13 protein-coding genes and 2 rRNA genes (1 of these 15 running past the window's edge) are annotated in these 20,513 nt (G+C 62.2%); 10 read left to right on the top strand and 5 right to left on the bottom strand.

Going from position 1 to position 20,513, the window contains the following annotated elements:
* The 8 genes from QN085_RS22065 to yfiB all read left to right on the top strand — a co-directional run.
* A 23S ribosomal RNA gene (locus QN085_RS22065) occupies nucleotides 1-1,658 on the top strand; it begins 1,234 nt to the left of the window's first position.
* A 131-nt stretch (nucleotides 1,659-1,789) separates the two neighbouring features.
* Nucleotides 1,790-1,905 (top strand): 5S ribosomal RNA (rrf, locus tag QN085_RS22060).
* 303 nt (nucleotides 1,906-2,208) lie between these two features.
* Nucleotides 2,209-5,691, top strand: coding sequence for an exodeoxyribonuclease V subunit gamma (recC, locus tag QN085_RS22055; RefSeq protein ID WP_023662317.1), 3,483 nt, complete (start codon nucleotides 2,209-2,211; stop codon nucleotides 5,689-5,691).
* Nucleotides 5,688-9,365, top strand: a complete 3,678-nt coding sequence (gene recB / locus QN085_RS22050; RefSeq protein ID WP_013974251.1) for an exodeoxyribonuclease V subunit beta — start codon at nucleotides 5,688-5,690, stop codon at nucleotides 9,363-9,365. Before recC ends, recB begins: the two co-directional genes overlap by 4 nt.
* Entirely contained in the window at nucleotides 9,362-11,437 is a 2,076-nt protein-coding gene (gene recD, locus QN085_RS22045) for an exodeoxyribonuclease V subunit alpha (protein WP_041505613.1), read from the top strand. Before recB ends, recD begins: the two co-directional genes overlap by 4 nt.
* A 187-nt stretch (nucleotides 11,438-11,624) precedes the next feature.
* Nucleotides 11,625-12,191: a regulatory sequestration protein YfiR gene (gene yfiR, locus QN085_RS22040; RefSeq protein ID WP_031325652.1), complete on the top strand. Its 567-nt coding sequence runs from the start codon at nucleotides 11,625-11,627 to the stop codon at nucleotides 12,189-12,191.
* Nucleotides 12,188-13,459, top strand: coding sequence for a diguanylate cyclase DgcN/YfiN (dgcN, locus tag QN085_RS22035; RefSeq protein WP_013974248.1), 1,272 nt, complete (start codon nucleotides 12,188-12,190; stop codon nucleotides 13,457-13,459). Before yfiR ends, dgcN begins: the two co-directional genes overlap by 4 nt.
* 4 nt (nucleotides 13,460-13,463) lie before the next feature.
* Nucleotides 13,464-13,955, top strand: a complete 492-nt coding sequence (gene yfiB, locus QN085_RS22030) for an outer membrane lipoprotein YfiB (RefSeq protein WP_023661427.1) — start codon at nucleotides 13,464-13,466, stop codon at nucleotides 13,953-13,955.
* A 278-nt stretch (nucleotides 13,956-14,233) separates the two neighbouring features.
* Here yfiB and QN085_RS22025 read toward each other — a convergent pair whose 3' ends face one another.
* Entirely contained in the window at nucleotides 14,234-15,184 is a 951-nt protein-coding gene (locus tag QN085_RS22025) for a LysR family transcriptional regulator (RefSeq protein WP_013974246.1), read from the bottom strand.
* Nucleotides 15,185-15,316: 132 nt separating this feature from the next.
* On the opposite strand from QN085_RS22025, the gene QN085_RS22020 reads away from it, so the two are divergent.
* On the top strand, nucleotides 15,317-16,843 hold the full coding sequence (locus tag QN085_RS22020; RefSeq protein ID WP_013974245.1) for a CoA-acylating methylmalonate-semialdehyde dehydrogenase: 1,527 nt from the start codon (nucleotides 15,317-15,319) through the stop codon (nucleotides 16,841-16,843).
* 10 nt (nucleotides 16,844-16,853) lie between these two features.
* Nucleotides 16,854-17,741 (top strand): 3-hydroxyisobutyrate dehydrogenase, encoded by an 888-nt coding sequence (mmsB, locus tag QN085_RS22015; protein ID WP_013974244.1) that lies wholly within the window; start codon nucleotides 16,854-16,856, stop codon nucleotides 17,739-17,741.
* Nucleotides 17,742-17,918: 177 nt separating this feature from the next.
* Here the strand turns inward: mmsB and QN085_RS22010 are convergent, their stop codons facing one another.
* From QN085_RS22010 to QN085_RS21995, 4 genes are all read right to left on the bottom strand, one after another.
* Entirely contained in the window at nucleotides 17,919-18,311 is a 393-nt protein-coding gene (locus QN085_RS22010) for a hypothetical protein (RefSeq protein ID WP_128637360.1), read from the bottom strand.
* Nucleotides 18,308-19,285 carry a hypothetical protein gene (locus QN085_RS22005; protein WP_285688427.1) on the bottom strand — a complete coding sequence of 326 codons (978 nt, stop codon included), beginning with the start codon at nucleotides 19,283-19,285 and terminating at the stop codon, nucleotides 18,308-18,310. The genes QN085_RS22010 and QN085_RS22005 overlap by 4 nt, the downstream gene beginning before the upstream one ends.
* Nucleotides 19,286-19,295: 10 nt before the next feature.
* Complete coding sequence (locus tag QN085_RS22000) at nucleotides 19,296-19,784, bottom strand: Hcp family type VI secretion system effector (RefSeq protein ID WP_023663075.1); 489 nt, start codon at nucleotides 19,782-19,784, stop codon at nucleotides 19,296-19,298.
* 307 nt (nucleotides 19,785-20,091) lie between these two features.
* Nucleotides 20,092-20,436, bottom strand: coding sequence for a cupin domain-containing protein (locus tag QN085_RS21995; RefSeq protein WP_003258412.1), 345 nt, complete (start codon nucleotides 20,434-20,436; stop codon nucleotides 20,092-20,094).
* Nucleotides 20,437-20,513: the final 77 nt, after the last annotated feature.

Here is a 20,513-nt window from a genome sequence, read left to right as displayed (position 1 = left end):
AAGTGCGAATGCTGACATGAGTAACGACAATGCGAGTGAAAAACTCGCACGCCGAAAGACCAAGGTTTCCTGCGCAACGTTAATCGACGCAGGGTTAGTCGGTCCCTAAGGCGAGGCTGAAAAGCGTAGTCGATGGAAAACAGGTTAATATTCCTGTACTTCCAGTTATTGCGATGGAGGGACGGAGAAGGTTAGGCCAGCCTGGCGTTGGTTGTCCAGGTTTAAGGTGGTAGGCTGAAATCTTAGGCAAATCCGGGATTTCAAAGCCGAGAGCTGATGACGAGTTGCCTTCAGGCGACGAAGTGGTTGATACCATGCTTCCAAGAAAAGCTCCTAAGCTTCAGATAACTGGGAACCGTACCCCAAACCGACACAGGTGGTTAGGTAGAGAATACCAAGGCGCTTGAGAGAACTCGGGTGAAGGAACTAGGCAAAATGGCACCGTAACTTCGGGAGAAGGTGCGCCGGCGAGGGTGAAGGACTTGCTCCGTAAGCCCATGCCGGTCGAAGATACCAGGCCGCTGCGACTGTTTATTAAAAACACAGCACTCTGCAAACACGAAAGTGGACGTATAGGGTGTGACGCCTGCCCGGTGCCGGAAGGTTAATTGATGGGGTTAGCGCAAGCGAAGCTCTTGATCGAAGCCCCGGTAAACGGCGGCCGTAACTATAACGGTCCTAAGGTAGCGAAATTCCTTGTCGGGTAAGTTCCGACCTGCACGAATGGCGTAACGATGGCGGCGCTGTCTCCACCCGAGACTCAGTGAAATTGAAATCGCTGTGAAGATGCAGTGTATCCGCGGCTAGACGGAAAGACCCCGTGAACCTTTACTATAGCTTTGCACTGGACTTTGAATTTGCTTGTGTAGGATAGGTGGGAGGCTTTGAAGTGGGGACGCCAGTTCTCATGGAGCCATCCTTGAAATACCACCCTGGCAACTTTGAGGTTCTAACTCAGGTCCGTTATCCGGATCGAGGACAGTGTATGGTGGGTAGTTTGACTGGGGCGGTCTCCTCCCAAAGAGTAACGGAGGAGTACGAAGGTGCGCTCAGACCGGTCGGAAATCGGTCGTAGAGTATAAAGGCAAAAGCGCGCTTGACTGCGAGACAAACACGTCGAGCAGGTACGAAAGTAGGTCTTAGTGATCCGGTGGTTCTGTATGGAAGGGCCATCGCTCAACGGATAAAAGGTACTCCGGGGATAACAGGCTGATACCGCCCAAGAGTTCATATCGACGGCGGTGTTTGGCACCTCGATGTCGGCTCATCACATCCTGGGGCTGAAGCCGGTCCCAAGGGTATGGCTGTTCGCCATTTAAAGTGGTACGCGAGCTGGGTTTAGAACGTCGTGAGACAGTTCGGTCCCTATCTGCCGTGGACGTTTGAGATTTGAGAGGGGCTGCTCCTAGTACGAGAGGACCGGAGTGGACGAACCTCTGGTGTTCCGGTTGTCACGCCAGTGGCATTGCCGGGTAGCTATGTTCGGAAGAGATAACCGCTGAAAGCATCTAAGCGGGAAACTTGCCTCAAGATGAGATCTCACTGGGATCTTGAATCCCCTAAAGGGCCGTCGAAGACTACGACGTTGATAGGTTGGGTGTGTAAGCGCTGTGAGGCGTTGAGCTAACCAATACTAATTGCCCGTGAGGCTTGACCATATAACACCCAAGCAATTTGCTAGCGCAGATTGCGGTGGTGAAGACGAAACAACCGAAAGTTCGCAACATCACAAATATCGCATATCCGGATTCGCTGGGCTGTCCATCTGGACATTCTGGCAACAGAATTTCTTGACGACCATAGAGCATTGGAACCACCTGATCCCATCCCGAACTCAGCAGTGAAACGATGCATCGCCGATGGTAGTGTGGGGTTTCCCCATGTGAGAGTAGGTCATCGTCAAGATTCATTTCGCAAAACCCCTATCTGCGCATGCAGGTAGGGGTTTTGTCTTTGTGGTGCAAAAAATCCCAAGCATACGCCGCCCCTGTGGGAGCGGGTTCACCCGCGAATGCCGGCAAAGCCGGTGCCATCCACCGCGTCGCTTGCTTCGCGGCTAAAGCCGCTCCCACAGGGACGGCGCAAGGCCGCTAACAGGGTTCCACCGATGCCTTGTCAATCGGCTAGTGGCACTGCGCCATACTCTCCGTATCGTACCTACGTGATATCGTTTCCCCTCAGCCCCCAGCGCCAGCCAGAGACCTCCCGATGCCCAATACCACTCACCTCCACCCTGGCTTCATGATCGTCCACGGCAACCGCCTCGACGACCTGCGCAGCTTGGTGGTGAGCTGGATGCGTCGCTATCCCTTGGCACCTCTGGAAAACGAAATCGCCTTGGTGCAAAGCAATGGCATCGCCCAATGGCTCAAGCTGGCTCTTGCCGAAGACCCTCAGGACGATGACCAGGGCGGCTGTGGCATCGCCGCCGCCATCGATGTGCAACTGCCAGGCAGCTTCATGTGGCAGCTTTACCGCAGCGTGCTGGGCCGTGACGAAATTCCCGAAGTCTCCCTGCTCGACAAGGCACCGCTGACCTGGCGTCTGATGCGTCTGCTCCCGGCTTTGATCGAACGTCCTCACTTCGAACCGCTGCGACGCTTCCTCACCGACGACAGCGACCTGCGCAAGCGCTATCAGCTCGCCGAGCGCCTGGCCGACCTGTTCGACCAGTATCAGGTCTACCGCGCCGACTGGCTCAAGGATTGGGCCGCTGGCGAGCACGTCCTCAACACCGCCCGCGCTGAACGCAAGGCGCTGCCCCCGGGCAACCGCTGGCAGGCCGAGTTGTGGCGTGCATTGCTGGAGGATGTTGGTGAGCAGGGCATGGCGCAGAGCCGTGCCGGCGTACATCAACGCTTCATCGAACGGATCAATAGCCTGGAGCAGGCACCTGCCGGTCTGCCGGCCCGGGTGATCGTATTCGGTATCTCATCGCTGCCAGCCCAGGCCCTCGAGGCACTGGCCGGCCTGGCACGCTTCAGCCAGGTGCTACTGTGCGTGCACAACCCCTGCCGCCACCACTGGGCCGATATCGTTGCCGACAAGGACCTGCTGCGCCACCAGTACAAGCGCCAGCAGCGCAAGCAGGGCATGCCCTTGCAACTGGACGACCAGTCGCTGCACCAGCATGCCCACCCTTTGCTGGCCGCCTGGGGCAAACAAGGCCGCGATTACATCAACCTGCTCGACAGCTACGATGACCCCAGCAGTTACCAGGGCGTGTTCAGCGACGGTCGCATCGACCTATTCAGTGAGGGCTCGCCCACCACGCTGCTCAACCAGTTGCAGGACGACATCCTTGAACTGCGTCCGCTCGCCGAAACTCGTGAGCAGTGGCATCCAGTCGACCCAGCGAAGGACCGCTCGATCCGCTTCCACATCGCCCATAGCCCGCAACGCGAAGTGGAGATCCTTCACGATCAGTTACTGGCCCGGTTCAGCGCAGACCCAACCCTGCGCCCACGTGACGTGATCGTCATGCTGCCGGCCATCGATACCTACGCGCCGCATATTCGCGCCGTATTCGGCCAGTTGCAGCGCAACGATCCGCGCTACATCCCGTTCACCCTGACCGACCAGGGCCAACGTGGCCGCGAACCCTTGCTGATTGCCCTCGAACACCTGCTCAAGCTGCCGGACAGCCGCTTCGCGGTCAGCGAAGTGCTCGACCTGCTGGATGTGCCGGCAGTCCGCGCCCGTTTCGGCATACGCGAAAACGACCTGCCCACGCTGCACCGCTGGATCGAGGGGGCCGGCATCCGCTGGGGCCTCAATGCCGAGCAGCGGGCCAGCCTGGGCTTGCCCGCTGGGCTGGAACAGAACAGCTGGCGGTTCGGCCTGCGGCGCATGCTGCTGGGTTATGCCGTCGGCGTGGGTGAGGCCTGTGACGGCATCGAACCCTACGATGAAATCGGTGGCCTGGATGCGGCGCTGATCGGCCCGCTGGTCGCCTTGCTCGACGCCCTCGAAGTAGCCAGCAAGGCCTTGTCCGAGCCTGCCACTGTCAGCCAGTGGGGGGAACGCCTGCATGCCTTGCTGCAAGTGTTTTTCCTGGCCGAGGGCGAGCGCGACGAGTTCCTGCTGATGCAGTTGCAGGATTTGCGTGATAGCTGGCTTGAGGTGTGCGAGGCCGTCGGCCTGCAAGACCCATTGCCGCTGACCGTGGTGCGCGAAGCCTGGCTGTCGGGCCTCGACCAGGGCAAGTTGTCCCAGCGCTTCCTCGCCGGCTCGGTGAACTTCTGTACCCTCATGCCGATGCGCGCCATCCCGTTCCGGGTGGTCTGCCTGCTGGGCATGAACGATGGCGATTACCCCCGCGCTCAGCAGCCGCTGGACTTCGACCTGATGGCCAGCGACTACCGCCCCGGTGACCGCTCGCGCCGCGAGGATGACCGCTACCTGCTGCTCGAAGCATTGTTGTCGGCCCGCGACCAGCTGTATGTCAGCTGGGTCGGGCGCAGCATTCGCGACAACAGCGAACGCCCGGCCTCGGTGCTCATCGGCCAGTTGCGCGATCACCTTGCAGCCGGCTGGCAGCTGGCAGGCGCGGAGCAGGGGCAGCCGGCAGAACCGGGCGAGCAACTGCTGCACGCACTGACCCAGGAGCACCCGCTGCAACCGTTCAGTTCACGCTACTTCCAGAAGGGCAGCCCGCTGTTCAGCTTTGCCCACGAATGGCAGGTGTTGCACCAGCAGGGCCAGGAGGACCAGCAGGCTGACCCCGTCCTGCCGCCATACCATGACGAGGAGGCCTTGAGCCTGACCCAGCTGAATGACTTCCTGCGCCACCCGGTGCGGCATTTCTTCAGCCAGCGTCTGAAGGTGTACTTCGAAGCGCTGGAAGCACCGACCCCGGACGAGGAACCCTTCGTCCTCGATATCCTGCAACGATACGGCGCCAGTGAAAGCCTGTTGGGTGCAGCGCTGGCCGAGCCGGACAATGCCGAACAGGCCCTGCAGGCACAAGCACGGCGCTTGCAGGCCTGTGGCGTGCTGCCACTGGCCGGCTTCGGCGAACTGCTGCAGCGCGAGCTGATCGAGCCCCTTCCAGGCCTGCTGCAACGCCACCGCCAGCTATTGCAACGCTGGCCGCAGCTGGTCGAGGGGGCATTGCCAGTGCATTTCGAGCACGGCCCGCACCGCCTCGAAGGGTGGCTTGGGCGGGTATTCCAGGCAGATGACCAGAGCCTGCTCAGCATCACCACCGTACCCAACACTATCAGTGCCGGGCGTAACGCCCTCAAGTGGCACCGACTGATCGCGCCCTGGGTCACGCACCTGGCGGCCTGCGCGGCGGGCTACCCGTATAACAGCGCGCTGGTGGCCAGCGACTTGACCCTACTGCTTGAGCCACTGCCGCAAGCGCAGGCGGCGCAATTGCTGGGCGACCTGCTGGTAGCCCGTCAGGCGGCGATGAATGCGCCGTTGCCGGTCGCGGCCAAGACCGCGTTCGCCTGGCTGGCCCAGGACGATAGCGACAAAGCCCTGGCTGCTGCCGCCCGCGCCTACGAAGGCGATGAGCGCACCAGCTTCGGCGAGCGCAGTGAAAGCATCGCCCTGGCCCGGCAGTTCCGCGACTTTGCCGCACTCACCGCTGATGAAACCTTCGAAGGCTGGTGCGAAGCCTTGTACCGCCCATTGTTCAACGCCCCGTGGCAGACCCTGGGCAACCCGGAGAAAGGCGCATGACCCAGGACCGTCCCCTGGCACTGAGTTTCCCCCTGCACGGCAGCCAGCTGATCGAGGCAAGCGCCGGCACGGGCAAGACCTTCACCATTTCGGCGCTGTACCTGCGTCTGATCCTCGGTCACGGTGGCGAGCAGGGCTTCAACCGCGAGCTGCTACCACCGCAGATCCTCGTGGTGACCTTCACCGACGCCGCCACCAAAGAGCTGCGCGAACGTATCCGCGCCCGCCTGGCCGAAGCTGCGCGGTTCTTCCGTGGCGAGCTGGAGGCGGCCGACCCGCTGCTGCATCAGCTGCGTGACGATTACCCGGAAGAAACCTGGCCACGCTGTGCCGGGCGCCTGGAAATCGCCGTGCAGTGGATGGACGAGGCAGCGGTATCGACCATCCATGGCTGGTGCCAGCGCATGCTGCGCGAACATGCCTTCGACAGCGGCAGCCTGTTCACCCAGACCCTGGAAACAGACCACAGCGAACTGCTGGGTCAGGTCATGCGCGACTACTGGCGGCGCTTCTGCTACGGCATGCAAGGCGACGCGCTGGCCTGGGTGCGTGGCCACTGGGGCAGCCCCGACGCCTTGCTGCCGCGGATCCGCCCGCTGTTCGGTCGCGTGCGCGTCCAGCACGATGGGCCCGAGCCGGCGGCACTGATCCAGGCATCGCTGCAGCAACGTGGCGAGCAGTTGGCCCGGCTCAAGGCGCCTTGGGCGCAATGGGCCGAGGAGTTGCGCCAGATCTGCCGTGATGCACTGGCCGCCAAACAGGTCGATGGCCGCAAGATGCAGGCCCGTTACTTCGAGCCCTGGTTCGACAAACTCTGCGCCTGGGCCGCAAACGAACAACTGGTGGAACTTGACCTGGGCACCGGCTTTACCCGCCTGACCCCAGCGGGCATGGCCGAAGCCTGGAAGGGCGAGCCACCCGAGCACCCGGCCCTCAACGCCATGCAGAGTTTGCAGCAACAGTTACAGGCCCTGGACAGCCCGGATGCCCCATTGCTCGAGCATGCCGCCAACTGGGTAGCGGCACGCTTCGAAGTGGAGAAGCGTCGGCGCGCGGAAATGGGCTTCGACGACATGCTCCTGCGCCTGCAGCACGCCCTGGCCAGCGAGGCTGGCGATCGCTTGGCCAGCCTGATCCGCGAACAGTTCCCGGTGGCGTTGATCGACGAGTTCCAGGACACCGACCCGGTGCAGTACGGCATCTTCGAGCGCATCTACCAGATCAGCGAAAACCGCGCCGAAACCGGCCTGTTCATGATCGGCGACCCCAAGCAGGCGATCTATGCCTTCCGTGGCGCCGACATCTACACCTACCTTGCTGCCCGCCGTGCCACCAGTGGTCGCCTGCACAGCCTGGACACCAACTACCGCTCCAGCAAGGCCATGGTCGCGGCGGTCAACCAGGTGTTCCTGCAGGCCGAGGCGCGTGAGGCAGGGCGTGGCGCATTCCTGTTCCGCGAGGCTGATGACAACCCGCTGCCGTTCATCGAGGTCCGCGCCAAAGGCCGTAGCGAACAGCTGTTGATCGACGGTGAAGCCTGCGCAGCCCTGCAATGCTGGCATCTGGAAAGCGAAGAGCCGGTCTCCGGCAGCGTTTACCGGCAGCAGCTGGCAGCCAGTTGCGCCAGCCATATCGTCGCCTTGCTCAATGGCGGCCAGCAAGGCACGGCTGGTTTCCAGAATGCCGAGGGCGAACTACGCCCGTGCCTGCCATCGGACATCGCCATCCTGGTGCGCGATGGCCATGAGGCGCAGATGGTCCGCGCCGAGCTTGCCGCGCGCGAGGTGCGTAGTGTGTACCTGTCCGACAAGGACTCGGTATTCGCCGCCCAGGAAGCCCACGACCTGTTGGCCTGGCTAAAGGCCTGTGCCGAACCCGACTCGGAGCGCCTGCTCAAGGCCGCCCTGGCCAGCCTTACCCTCGATCTGTCGCTGGCTGCGCTGGACCGCCTGAACCAGGACGAGCGGGTCTGGGAAGACTGGGTCATGCGTTTTCGCCGTTACCGCGACACCTGGCAGCGTCAGGGCGTGTTGCCGATGCTGCGGCACCTGCTGCATGACTTCCAGCTGCCGCGCACGCTGATCCGCCGCAGCGATGGCGAGCGGGTGCTGACCAACCTGCTGCACCTGGCCGAGCTGCTGCAACAGGCCGCCGGCGAACTGGACGGCGAACAGGCGCTGATCCGCCACCTGGCCGAGCACCTGGCCAGTTCCGGCCAGGCTGGTGAAGAGCAGATCCTGCGCCTGGAGAGTGACGAGCAGTTGGTGAAAGTGGTGACCATCCACAAATCCAAGGGCCTGGAATACCCCTTGGTCTACATGCCGTTCATCTGCACCAACAAACCAGTGGACGGCACCCGCCTGCCGCTGGCCTGGCATGATAGCCAGGGCAACGCCCATCTCACCCTCACACCAGACCAGGAACAGATCGACCGCGCCGACGACGAGCGCCTGGCCGAAGACCTGCGCCTGCTCTACGTGGCCCTGACCCGTGCCCAGCATGCCTGCTGGCTGGGTGTCGCCGACCTCAAGCGGGGCAACCAGAAGAGCTCGCAACTGCACCGCTCGGCGTTCGGCTACCTGCTGGGTGGCGGCCTAGCCCTGCCGGGCTCGCAACAACTGACGGACTGGTTGCAGGCCTTGGCCAAGACCTGCCCGCACATCTCTTGCCCGAGCCTGCCGCCGGCAGATGAGCAGGTGTATCGCATGCCGCACGCCGAGCATGAGCTGCTACCTGCCCGCAAGCCGCGCCGCGCGGTGGGCGCCGAGCATTGGTGGATTGCCTCGTACAGTGCCCTGCGCGTCGGCGACCAGACCCTCGGTGCCGACAGCTCCCAGGCCCAGCAGTTACTGGATGATGAAGTGGTCGATACCCAGATGCTGCGCGAGGTCCCGGCCGACAGTGGCGATATTCACCGCTTCCCGCGCGGGCCCAACCCCGGCACCTTCCTGCATGGCTTGCTGGAATGGGTTGGCCGCGAGGGTTTCAGCCAGGTCAGCGGCAATGCACGGCTGATCGAGCGAACCGTTGGCCAGCGCTGCAACCGTCGCGACTGGACCGGCTGGATTCCCACCCTGACGCACTGGCTGCAGCGCCTGCTGGGCGAAGCGCTGCCGTTGCCGGGCAACCACCTCGGTGTAACGCTCGGGCAGCTGCGCCACTACCAGATCGAAATGGAGTTCTGGTTCGCCAGCCACCAGGTCGATGCCGAACAACTCGACCGCCTGGTGGCACGCCACACCCACCCCGGCCTGGCACGCCCGGCGGCGCAGCCGACTGTGCTCAATGGCATGTTCAAAGGTTTCATCGACCTGGCCTTCGAGCTGGACGGGCGTTACTACGTGACCGACTACAAGTCCAACTGGCTGGGGCCGGACATTCAGGCCTACGATGCCCAGGCCATGGAAAAGTCCATCCTCGAACATCGCTACGACCTGCAGTACGTGCTGTACCTGCTGGCCCTGCATCGCCAGTTGCGCGCCCGCCTGCCTGACTACGACTACGACCGCCATGTTGGCGGCGCCCTGTTCATCTTCCTGCGAGGTGCCAGCAGCAGCGGCCACGGCGTTTACCACGCCAAGCCACCGCGTGAGCTGATCGAAAGCCTCGATGCGCTGTTCCGTGGTGAGCATCCGCCCGTACAGCAGGACCTGTTTGCCGGAGCCGTGATATGAGCCGAAGCCTAGTCGACCTGTTGCCCACCCCGCTGCACGCCGAGCACCTGCTTGCATTGGCGCCACAGCATGACAGCGGTGACCTGCTGCAACTGCTCGACCGCTGGGTAGAGCGCGGCTGGCTGCGTGCCCTGGACCGAGCGTTCGTATCATTCCTGGAGGAGCTAGCCCCCGGTAGTGACCCACTGCTGTTGCTGGCCGCCGCCCTGGCCAGCCACCAACTGGGCCACGGCCATGTCTGCCTCGACCTGCAGCAGACCCTGGCCGAGCCCGATTTCGCCCTGTCCTTGCCGCCTGAAGGCGACGCCTTGACCGGCCCCTTGCTGCTGCCTTCGCAGTTGCTCGCCGACCTCGACCTGCACGCCTGGCGCCAGCGCATTGCCGCCAGTCCGCTAGTGGCCGCCGGCGATACTTCGGAGCAGCAAGCGCGGCCTCTGGTGCTCAGCGGAGAGCGCCTGTACTTGCGCCGTTACTGGAGTTACGAGCGGCGCATCGACCATACACTTCGCCAGCGCCTGACCCAGTCCGAAGCGCCCCCGGCCGACTTGCGTGGCCGCCTGGCGCAGCTGTTTGACGGCGGTACGCCGGCTGGCCAGGTGGACTGGCAGAAGCTCGCCTGCGCCCTTGCCACCCGCGCAGGCTTCAGCATCATCACCGGCGGCCCCGGCACGGGCAAGACAACCACCGTGGTACGCCTTTTGGCCTTGCTGCAGGCGCCGGCGGTGGAGCAGGGCAGGCCATTGCGCATTCGCCTGGCCGCGCCGACCGGCAAGGCGGCCGCGCGCCTGACCGAATCCATTGGCCAGCAGGTCGAGCGCCTGCAGGTCAGCGCCGAGGTGCGCGGGCAGATCCCCACCGAGGTCAGCACCGTGCACCGCCTGCTCGGCAGCCGCCCCGGTTCGCGGCACTTCCGCCACCATGCCGGCAACCCGCTGCCGTTGGACGTGCTGGTGGTCGACGAAGCGTCGATGATCGACCTGGAAATGATGGCCAACCTGCTCGATGCCCTGCCGCCACGGGCACGTCTGGTACTGCTGGGCGACAAGGACCAGCTGGCCTCGGTCGAAGCCGGTGCGGTACTGGGTGACCTGTGCCGGGATGCCGAGGAGGGCTGTTACTCGTCGGCGACCGAGGCATGGCTGGAGCAGATCGGTGGCGAGTCGCTGGCGGGCAGCGGCCTCAAGGCCGGCGATGAGCAACGCAACCCGTTGGCCCAGCAGGTGGTGATGCTGCGCTTCTCGCGGCGTTTTGGCGAAGGCAGCGGCATTGGCCAACTGGCCCGGCTGGTCAATCGCCAGGACTCCCACGCGGCCCGCAACCTGCTGGCCACGCCGCCGCCCGATGTGCATAGCCTGGCCCTGAAGCACGAACAGGACCGCGCCTTCGACCGCCTGCTGCTTGACGGCCTGAACCGCGGCAGCGACGGCCCGCAGGGTTATCGCAGCTACCTGCGTACCCTTGGCCGTTTCCGCCCGGCACTCGATACCGCCGTTGACGACCCCGCGTGGGAGCAATGGGCGGGCAAGGTGCTGCACAGCTTCGAAGACTTCCAGCTGCTGTGTGCGGTACGCCGCGGCGCCTGGGGTGTCGAAGGCCTCAACGAGCGGGTGGCGCGGGTACTGCACAATGCCGGGCTGATCGACAGCCAGCAGCCCTGGTACGAAGGGCGCCCGGTGCTGGTCACCCGCAATGATTACGGCCTGGGCCTGATGAACGGTGACATCGGCATCGCCCTGCGCCTGCCGGACGAGCGCGGCGAACCCCTGTTGCGCGTGGCCTTCCCGCGTAACGACGGCAGTGGGGGCGTGCGCTTCGTCCTGCCCAGCCGGCTGAACGAAGTGGAAACGGTATTCGCCATGACCGTGCACAAGTCCCAGGGCTCGGAGTTCAGCCACACCGCGCTGGTGCTGCCGGATGCGCTCAACCCGGTGCTGACCAAGGAACTGGTATACACCGGCATCACCCGCGCCAAGCATTGCTTCAGCCTGGTCGAGCCTCGCCAGGGTATTTTCGAAGAAGCGGTCGCGCGCAAGGTACGGCGTATTTCCGGATTGATGCTGGAGCAGGTCTGACCCTGTAGTGAGCCAATAGGAGATCCCTTGTGGGAGCGGGCGCAGCCCGTGCCAGCCACCGTGGTGCCTGCTTCGCGGGCACGCCCGCTCCCACAGGGATCGCATTAGATCCGCGCCGTTCCTACAAGCATGCGGCCATGTGCTATCGTTGCGCCGATATCGGAAAGGACCTTAAGAGATTTCCCACATGAACGTGGCCGCAAGGCGAGTGACGAGCTGTGTGCTTTCGCTATTGCTGGCCGCCCTGTTCCTTTCCGCAGGCCCGGCCCAGGCAGACCCCGCCATGACTGCCGCCCAGGCGCAGCAACGTGCCAAGGCCGTTACCCAGGTGGTGCTGGGCATCTTCAGCTACGCCCGCTGGCCCGTCGAACCTTCGCCCTTGCGCCTGTGCCTGGTCGGCCCGACCGAATACGCCGATGACCTGATCAAAGGCCATGTGCAGGAGTCTGGCCGACCGCTGCAGGTGCGGCGGCTGCTGGCAGACGATAGCCAGGTCGCCCAGGCCTGCGACGCCATCTACATTGGCAAACTCGACCAGGGCCAGCGCGACCGGCTGTTCGAGCGCGTCAGTGGCCACCCGGTGCTGAGCATCAGCGAGGCAGACGACCCGTGCACGGTCGGTAGCCTGTTCTGCTTGCGGGTCAGCGACCAGCAGGTAGCCTTTGAAGTCAACCTGGACTCGGTGGCACGCTCCGGCGTGCACATTCATCCCAGCGTGCTGCAATTGTCGCGGCGCCGGGCGGTGCAACCATGAAACCAACGCGCAAGCGCGGCGTGCGCCCGACCCTGCGCTCGGTGTTGGGCCGTGGCCACCTCAGCGTCGCCTTGCTCGCCGTGGGCCTTGCCGGCATATCCCTGACCCTGCTGGGCGTGCTCGCCCTGCGTGTCTACGCCAACGACAACCTGCACCTGATCGCCCGCTCGATCAGCTACACCGTGGAAGCGGCGGTGGTGTTTGACGACAGCGCTGCCGCCAATGAATCGCTGGCGCTGATCGCCAGTACCGAGGAAGTGGCCGAAGCCAGGGTCTTCAACAACGAAGGCGAGCAGCTGGCGCATTGGCAGCGCAGTGATACCGGCGTGCTCGCGCGGCTGGAGGCACAGGTGGCCACCGCCTTGCTGGATGAGCCGATCAACCTGCCGATCACGCACCAGCAACAGCAGGTCGGGCGCATCGAGCTGGTTGGCCAGGGGCGAAGCCTGTTGCTGTTCTTGTTCAGCGGGCTGGCCGGCATCCTGTTCTGCACGGTGCTCAGCGCCCTGGCTGCCCAATACCTGTCGCGGCGTCTGCTCAGCGATATCGTCCGCCCGCTGCGCGGCCTGGCCAGTGTCGCCCACGCCGCCCGCCGCGAGCGCAGTTTCGACCGGCGCGTGCCGGAGGCGCCGATTGCCGAGCTCAACGAACTGGGCAATGACTTCAACGCGCTGCTGGATGAGCTGGAGGTATGGCACAGCCACCTGCAGAACGAAAACCAGACCCTGGCCCACCAGGCCAGCCACGACAGCCTGACCGGCTTGCCCAACCGCGCCTTCTTCGAGGGGCGCCTGAGCCGCAGCGTGCGCAATGCCGAACGGCAGCAGGATCACCTGGCGCTGCTGTTCCTCGACAGTGACCACTTCAAGCAGATCAACGACACCCTCGGCCATGCGGTGGGCGACGAAGTGCTGATCAGCGTGGCCGACCGCGTGCGTGCCCAACTGCGCGAGCACGACTTGGTAGCGCGCCTGGGTGGCGATGAGTTCGCCGTGCTGCTGACGCCTTTGCATTCGCGCCAGGACGCCGAGCACATTGCCGAGAAGATCGTTGCCAGCATGAAGTTGCCGGTGCAGCTGGACAGTGGCCGCAGTATCGCCACCTCGTTGAGTGTCGGTATTGCCTATTACCCGGATGACGGCGCCGACCCCGCCAGTCTTCTGAATGCCGCCGATGCGGCGATGTACCAGGCCAAGCGCAAACGCCGTGGCCATTGGCAGGTGGCGCAGACGGAACGGTCCGCCAGCGAAATCAAGAACAGGAGTTGAACCCGTGATACAGGCTTTGCGTTTCCCCCTTTGGGCCTTGTTGCTCGCCGTGCTGGCGCTGACCGGCTGCCAGAGCGCTCCGCCCAAAGGCCTGTCCGCCGAGCAGATTGCCGTGCTCAAGCGTGAAGGCTTTACCCCGACCGACGAAGGCTGGGCCTACGATTTGTCCGGCAAGGTGCTGTTCGGCAGCGACCTGGACAGCCTCAACAGCCAGAGCCAGGCGATTGTCGAACGCATTGGCAAGGCGCTGCTCGGCGTTGGCATCCAGGGGGTGCGGGTGGATGGGCATGCCGACTCGTCCGGCAAGGCGGCATATAACCAGCAGCTGTCCGAGCGCCGCGCACAGAGCGTTGCCAAGGCGCTGGTCGGGGTAGGCATGCCGGCGCAGAACATCCAGTCCCGCGGACTGGGCAGCAGCCAGCCGGTGGCGAACAACCGCACCAGCGCCGGGCGCACCGAGAACCGGCGGGTGTCCATTGTGGTGGCTTCGTACTGACCACAGCCTACGGGCTATCAGATATCCCTGTGGAGCGGGTTCACCCGCGAACACCGGCGAAGCCGGTGCCATGCACCGAGTTGTCTGCTTCGCGGGTAAACCCGCTCCCACATTATCTGTGTTACCCTCGGGGTTTTAGCGCAGATGCACAAATTGCCGGGGCTGCTCTGCAGCCCTTTCGCGACACAAGGCCGCTCCCACAGGTACAGCGACAACCTCTAGATCAACGCTGCATCCGTGGGAGCTGGCTTGCCGGCGATGGGCTGCAACGCAGCCCCTTATTCCTGAGCAAACCGCATCTCCCGGGTCTCCCCCATCAACAACGGCGCATTCGCCTCGGTCACCCCCCGGATGTAGTCCCACAACAGCGTAATCCGCTTCAACTTCCTCAAATCCTCCCGGCAATACATCCAGAACTGCCGTGTCACCTCGATCTCCTCCGGCAACACCGTCACCAGCCGCGGGTCCTGCGCCGCCAGGAAGCACGGCAAGATCGCCAGCCCACGCCCCTGCAACGCTGCCGTGTACTGCGCAATCACGCTGGTACTGCGTAAATGCGCGCTGGCGCTGGGGATCAGGTTGGCCAGGTACAGCAGCTCCGAACTGAACGCCAGGTCGTCCACGTAGCTGATGAACGGGTGCTTGGCCAAGTCTGCGATCTGGTTGATCGGTGCATGGCGGTCCAGGTAGTCCTGGGTCGCGTACAGCCGCAAGCGGTAGTCGCACAGCTTGCAGCACACATAAGGCCCATGCTCCGGCCGCTCCAGGGCGATGACGATGTCCGCCTCGCGCTTGGACAGACTGATGAAGTGCGGCAGCGGCAGGATATCCACCGAAATCGCCGGGTAGGCATCGACGAAGTGGCTTAGCTGCGGGGTGACGAAGAAGCTGCCGAAGCCTTCGGTGCAGCCCATGCGCACATGCCCCGACAACGCCACGCCCGACCCGGATACCTGCTCGCAGGCCATGTGCAGCGTGCTCTCGATCGACTCGGCATAGCCCAGCAAGCGCTGGCCCTCGGCGGTGAGGACAAAGCCGTTGGTCCGGGATTTCTCGAACAGCAAGGTGCCCAGCGCCCCCTCCAGCGAGCTGATGCGCCGCGACACAGTGGTGTAGTCCACGCTCAGGCGTTTGGCGGCGCTGCTGGCCTTGCGCGTACGCGCCACTTCAAGGAAGAACTTCAGGTCGTCCCAGTTGAGCGCGCTCAGGGATGTAAGGTCTTTTTGCATGATGATCCGGTTTTTTTGTGCGTTCTTGTTGGATGTTTGCACATCTATACTCGAAACAAGCCTCAGGACGCCACCTCGCGTTTGCACGGCGCTGGCGATCTCGTCCCGACAATAATTCCAAGGAGAACGCAGATGAACGCACCGCAATCCCCTAACCAGACCAAAATCGAGCAGGTCAAGCTGCTGATCGACGGCCAATGGGTCGAGTCCAAGACCACCGAATGGCGCGACATCGTCAACCCGGCTACCCAAGAGGTGCTGGCGCGCGTACCGTTCGCCACCGTCGAAGAAGTCGACGCAGCCGTCGCCGCTGCCCACCGCGCCTTCCAGACCTGGCGTAACACGCCGATCGGCGCGCGCATGCGCATCATGCTCAAGCTGCAGGCGCTGATCCGCGAAAACACCAAACGCATCGCCCAGGTCCTCAGTGCCGAGCAGGGCAAGACCCTGGCCGACGCCGAAGGCGATATCTTCCGCGGCCTGGAAGTGGTCGAGCACGCCGCCTCCATCGGCACCCTGCAGATGGGCGAATTCGCCGAGAACGTTGCCGGCGGCGTCGATACCTACACCCTGCGCCAGCCGATCGGCGTATGCGCTGGCATCACCCCGTTCAACTTCCCGGCGATGATCCCGCTGTGGATGTTCCCCATGGCCATCGTCTGCGGCAACACCTTCGTGCTCAAGCCGTCCGAGCAGGACCCGCTGTCGACCATGCTGCTGGTTGAACTGGCGCTGGAAGCCGGCATACCGGCTGGCGTGCTCAACGTGGTGCACGGCGGCAAGCAAGTGGTGGATGCCATTTGCACCCACCAGGACATCAAGGCGATTTCCTTCGTCGGCTCCACTGAAGTGGGCACCCACGTGTACAACCTGGGCAGCCAGCACGGCAAGCGCGTGCAGTCGATGATGGGCGCCAAGAACCACGCGGTGGTGCTGCCTGATGCCAACCGCACGCAAACCGTCAACGCGCTGGTCGGTGCCGCCTTCGGTGCAGCAGGCCAGCGCTGCATGGCCACCTCGGTGGCTGTGTTGGTGGGCAAGGCCCGTGAATGGCTGCCGGACATCAAGGAAGCGGCCAGCAAGCTCAAGGTCAATGCCGGCTGCGAGCCAGGCACCGATGTCGGCCCTGTGGTCTCCAAACGCGCCAAGGAGCGTGTGCTGGGTCTGATCGAAAGTGGCATCAAGGAAGGCGCCAAGCTGGAACTCGACGGCCGTGACGTCACGGTACCGGGCTACGAGCAAGGCAACTTCATTGGCCCGACCCTGTTTTCGGGCGTGAAGACCGACATGCAGGTCTACACCCAGGAAATCTTCGGCCCGGTGCTGGTGACCCTGGAGGTCGATACCCTTGATGAGGCCATCGCCCTGGTCAATGCCAACCCGTTCGGTAACGGTACCGGCCTGTTCACCCAGAGTGGCGCGGCAGCGCGCAAGTTCCAGAGCGAAATCGACGTCGGCCAGGTCGGCATCAACATCCCGATCCCGGTCCCGGTACCGTTCTTCAGCTTCACCGGCTCGCGTGGCTCCAAGCTCGGCGACCTCGGCCCGTACGGCAAGCAAGTGGTGCAGTTCTACACTCAGACCAAGACCGTCACCGCCCGCTGGTTCGATGATGACAGCGTCAACGACGGCGTGAACACCACCATCAGCCTGCGCTAAGGAGAGAGTCATGCGTATCGCATTCATCGGCCTGGGCAACATGGGCGCACCCATGGCCCGCAACCTGATCAAGGCCGGGCACCAACTGAACCTGTTCGACCTGAACAAGGCCGTGCTGGCCGAGCTGGCAGAACTGGGTGGGCAGATCAGCCCTTCGCCCAAGGACGCGGCGGCCAACAGCGAGCTGGTGATCACCATGCTGCCGGCTGCCACCCATGTGCGCAGCGTGTACCTGAACGAAGACGGCGTGCTGGCCGGCATTCGCCCCGGCACGCCGACCGTGGATTGCAGCACCATCGACCCGCAGACGGCGCGTGATGTGTCCAAGGCCGCAGCGGCCAAGGGCGTGGACATGGGCGATGCGCCGGTGTCCGGTGGCACCGGCGGCGCGGCGGCAGGCACCCTGACCTTCATGGTCGGTGCCAGCGCCGAGCTGTTCGCCACCCTCAAGCCGGTACTGGAGCAGATGGGCCGCAACATCGTGCACTGCGGTGAAGTGGGCACAGGGCAGATCGCCAAGATCTGCAACAACCTGCTGCTGGGCATCTCGATGATAGGCGTGTCCGAGGCCATGGCCCTGGGCAATGCGCTGGGCATCGACACCAAGGTGCTGGCCGGCATCATCAACAGTTCGACCGGGCGTTGCTGGAGCTCGGACACCTACAACCCGTGGCCGGGCATCATCGAAACCGCGCCGGCATCGCGTGGCTATACCGGTGGCTTTGGCGCCGAGCTGATGCTCAAGGACCTAGGGCTGGCCACCGAGGCTGCACGCCAGGCGCATCAACCGGTGATCCTGGGTGCCGTGGCCCAGCAGCTGTATCAGGCCATGAGCCTGCGCGGCGAGGGTGGCAAGGACTTCTCGGCGATCGTCGAGGGTTACCGCAAGAAGGATTGACGAGCGAGGACTTTATCGCGGGCCGGGCGGCCTTCCCTCTGTAACTGCGCACCAGAGGGAAGGGCGTCTGATCCGCGATTTTTTATGGCAGTGACTAATTTTCTTATAGGAGCTGGGCTCGCCCTGCTGGTCACGTTTTTGCGGTTGATGCTTCGGAGTGTCAGGAGAATACTCTAATTATTTAGGTAAGGGAGGTAGAAAGTAGGAGAGAACGCATGATGTTAAAAATGCTACTGTCAGGGTCGTATAAATATAGCCTATTGTTTTGAGTTGCCTTCTTGTTTTTCTCGGGAGTTGTGCTATTTCATCAGGGTCTATAAGTCCCTTGCGTGTAAATAATTTTGGCATCATAAGTAGGAAGGCAATCGATGTGAGTCGAAATATTTTCCCAAGCGTTCCGGCGTTGGATAGCATTATCCTATCGCTGGCAACCATTTTGCTTTTTACTAAAATGCTTTCGATTTTATAAATTTCTCGGTGGGCAAAGTACGCTGTTAAAGCAAGTGTGATAAATGTTGAGATAATTATCAGCAAGAGTGCTGATGCAACAAGGAGATGTGCGGTTGTCATTTTGCTACCTTTTCATATAGTAGTTCACCCATCCATTCTCCTCGGTCGCTGCCCAGCTTTCCGCCTAATACACCCCCTGTAGCGCCACCTATTATGATGCAAGCAAGCGCTCCCGGCCCTCCTGTTGTTACACCCAAAAATATACTGCAAGCGGCCTCAGCGACAAATTTCCCGCCCAATGATCCAAGCGCGGTGCCCGTGAGACCTCCAGCGAATGCGCTACTCTCGACATATTTGGCTCTCCGGCATTCCTCCTCACGCCCAAGTGTGCAGGCTTTGTAAATTTCCAAGCCAGTTGTCGCGACATCTAATGCGATGCCGATATATCCTCCTTTTTTGACCAGCTCAGCAGCCTTCGTAACTCCTCCCACCTTGTTAGCATATCCTGCAATTTCTCCGGTATGCAGATAGCTCTTAGTGGACAAACCTAGCATCCTTTTGATCGGACCTTTGTTTCTCAGGCCGGAACCGAAAGCAGCCAGATTGTCCAACTGCTCCTCCAGCTTTCTGAACAAAGCCGAGCGCTTGGCATAGAATTGGTCGCGGGCCGTTATCGTCCCCGACCCAAGATATTGCTGATGGAGTTTTTCGATATCCATCAAGGTGGCTTCGATCGCTTTCAGGTACTTGCGCCACCCTTCACTGACCACGCCCGCACCCATGGATGCATGCGCGATCAGGCTTTTCAAAGTCTCGAAATTGTCCAGGAAAAAGTTATCCACACCTTGGCCGTTGCGCATCAGCCCCATGTGCGCAATCGTCGCCTGTCTCATCATCCAGGCTTCCTGGCTGGTGCAGGAAGCCGTGGTGGGATCGCCGATGATGATAAGTTCACCGCTACGGACCACAGTATTGGCGATGTGCGAATTCAGCACGTCAAACTTTTCCAGGGAATGACCGGTCAGCGCCAGGTCGGATTTCAGCCTATGATAGTTTTGCAGCTTGAGATTGAGAAACGCCCGGGCTTCAGACATAGCCTTGTCCTTACGCGTATTTCTTGTTGCCGATCCGGTCCCAGCCGCCGGCGATATTGCCGCCACCGGCGCCATCAATGCGCCGCTGCTGGGTATAGGTGGTCTTGATCCGGCCGTAGTTGAGCTGCACTACTTCAAGCGGTACGCCGGTGTCCACGCTCTGCGAATATTCGGCGATGATCACTTCCTCGAGGATTATTTCGTAGTACTTGAGTTTGTCACCACCCGCGCGGCAGAGTGCCAGTTTCACTTCCTTGAGGTGCTGCCCGGTGCAACTGGCTTCCATCAGTTTGCAACTGGCACTGTCGAGGTATTTGGTGAAAGTGAAGTTGGTGACAGAGGTACGGCCGGAAGTGGCTCCGCCAGTAGAACTTGCAGTGGCAGATGTGCTTTGGCTGACGCCGAAATCGTAGCCAAGCACTTCGATCCATTTACTGTATTGCGCGTCCAGTGCTTCACCTGGAATGTTGTCGATCTGAATGTAGGCGTCGAAAGCCATGTTTTCTTCTCCCTGACAATTGAATCAATTGGGTATTGCTGCCCGGTGACCCGGCTGATTTGCAGAGCCTAGGCCTGCGATGAGTCGGGGGCAATACTTCAGGGAATGAAGAGGTGCAGTTCAGAAATGGACTACAAATGAAGGGGGAAAGCTGAAATTATATGTCAAAAAATGTAACTGTTACTCTTGCAGTAGGATGATGTTTACTTAACTTCTGGTTGCCTTATTCATCATGTTGAATTGCGAGCAGAGTCATGTGGGAATTTTCACTCATCCCACATGACCCAAACCAAGGTCCGCTTATGAATCAAGCAAAGACAAAGTACTTGCGCACGGTCTCGACCACTTCCCAGGTGCCTTTCATCCCCGGTTCGATCACGAACACATCACCCGCTTTCAGGTGCTTCGGCTCTTCGCCTTCCGGGGTGATGATGCAGTAGCCATCGAGGAAGTGGCAGAACTCCCACTTCTCGTAGTTGACCTCGAACTTGCCCGGGGTGCAGATCCAGGTGCCCATGATCTTGCTGCCGTCGGCCGACAGGTAGGCGTTGAGGTTGACGGTGTGCGGATCGCCGCCGATGCGCTTCCACTTGGTGGCGTCCACGACCGGCGTCGGGCAGGTTTCGCGCAGGACGGTGATGAAATCGGACATGGCACAACTCCTGGTGACTGGCTGAATGACTCGTCACCATAGGGCCATCGGCCGAGCCGCAGTTGCCTGGGCTCGAC

The sequence above is a fragment of the Pseudomonas sp. M2(2023) genome (assembly GCF_030263955.1).
Classification (GTDB): domain Bacteria; phylum Pseudomonadota; class Gammaproteobacteria; order Pseudomonadales; family Pseudomonadaceae; genus Aquipseudomonas; species Aquipseudomonas asiatica.
Note: the sequence above shows the minus strand (reverse complement) of the source record. Positions and strands in the feature narration are given on the sequence as shown.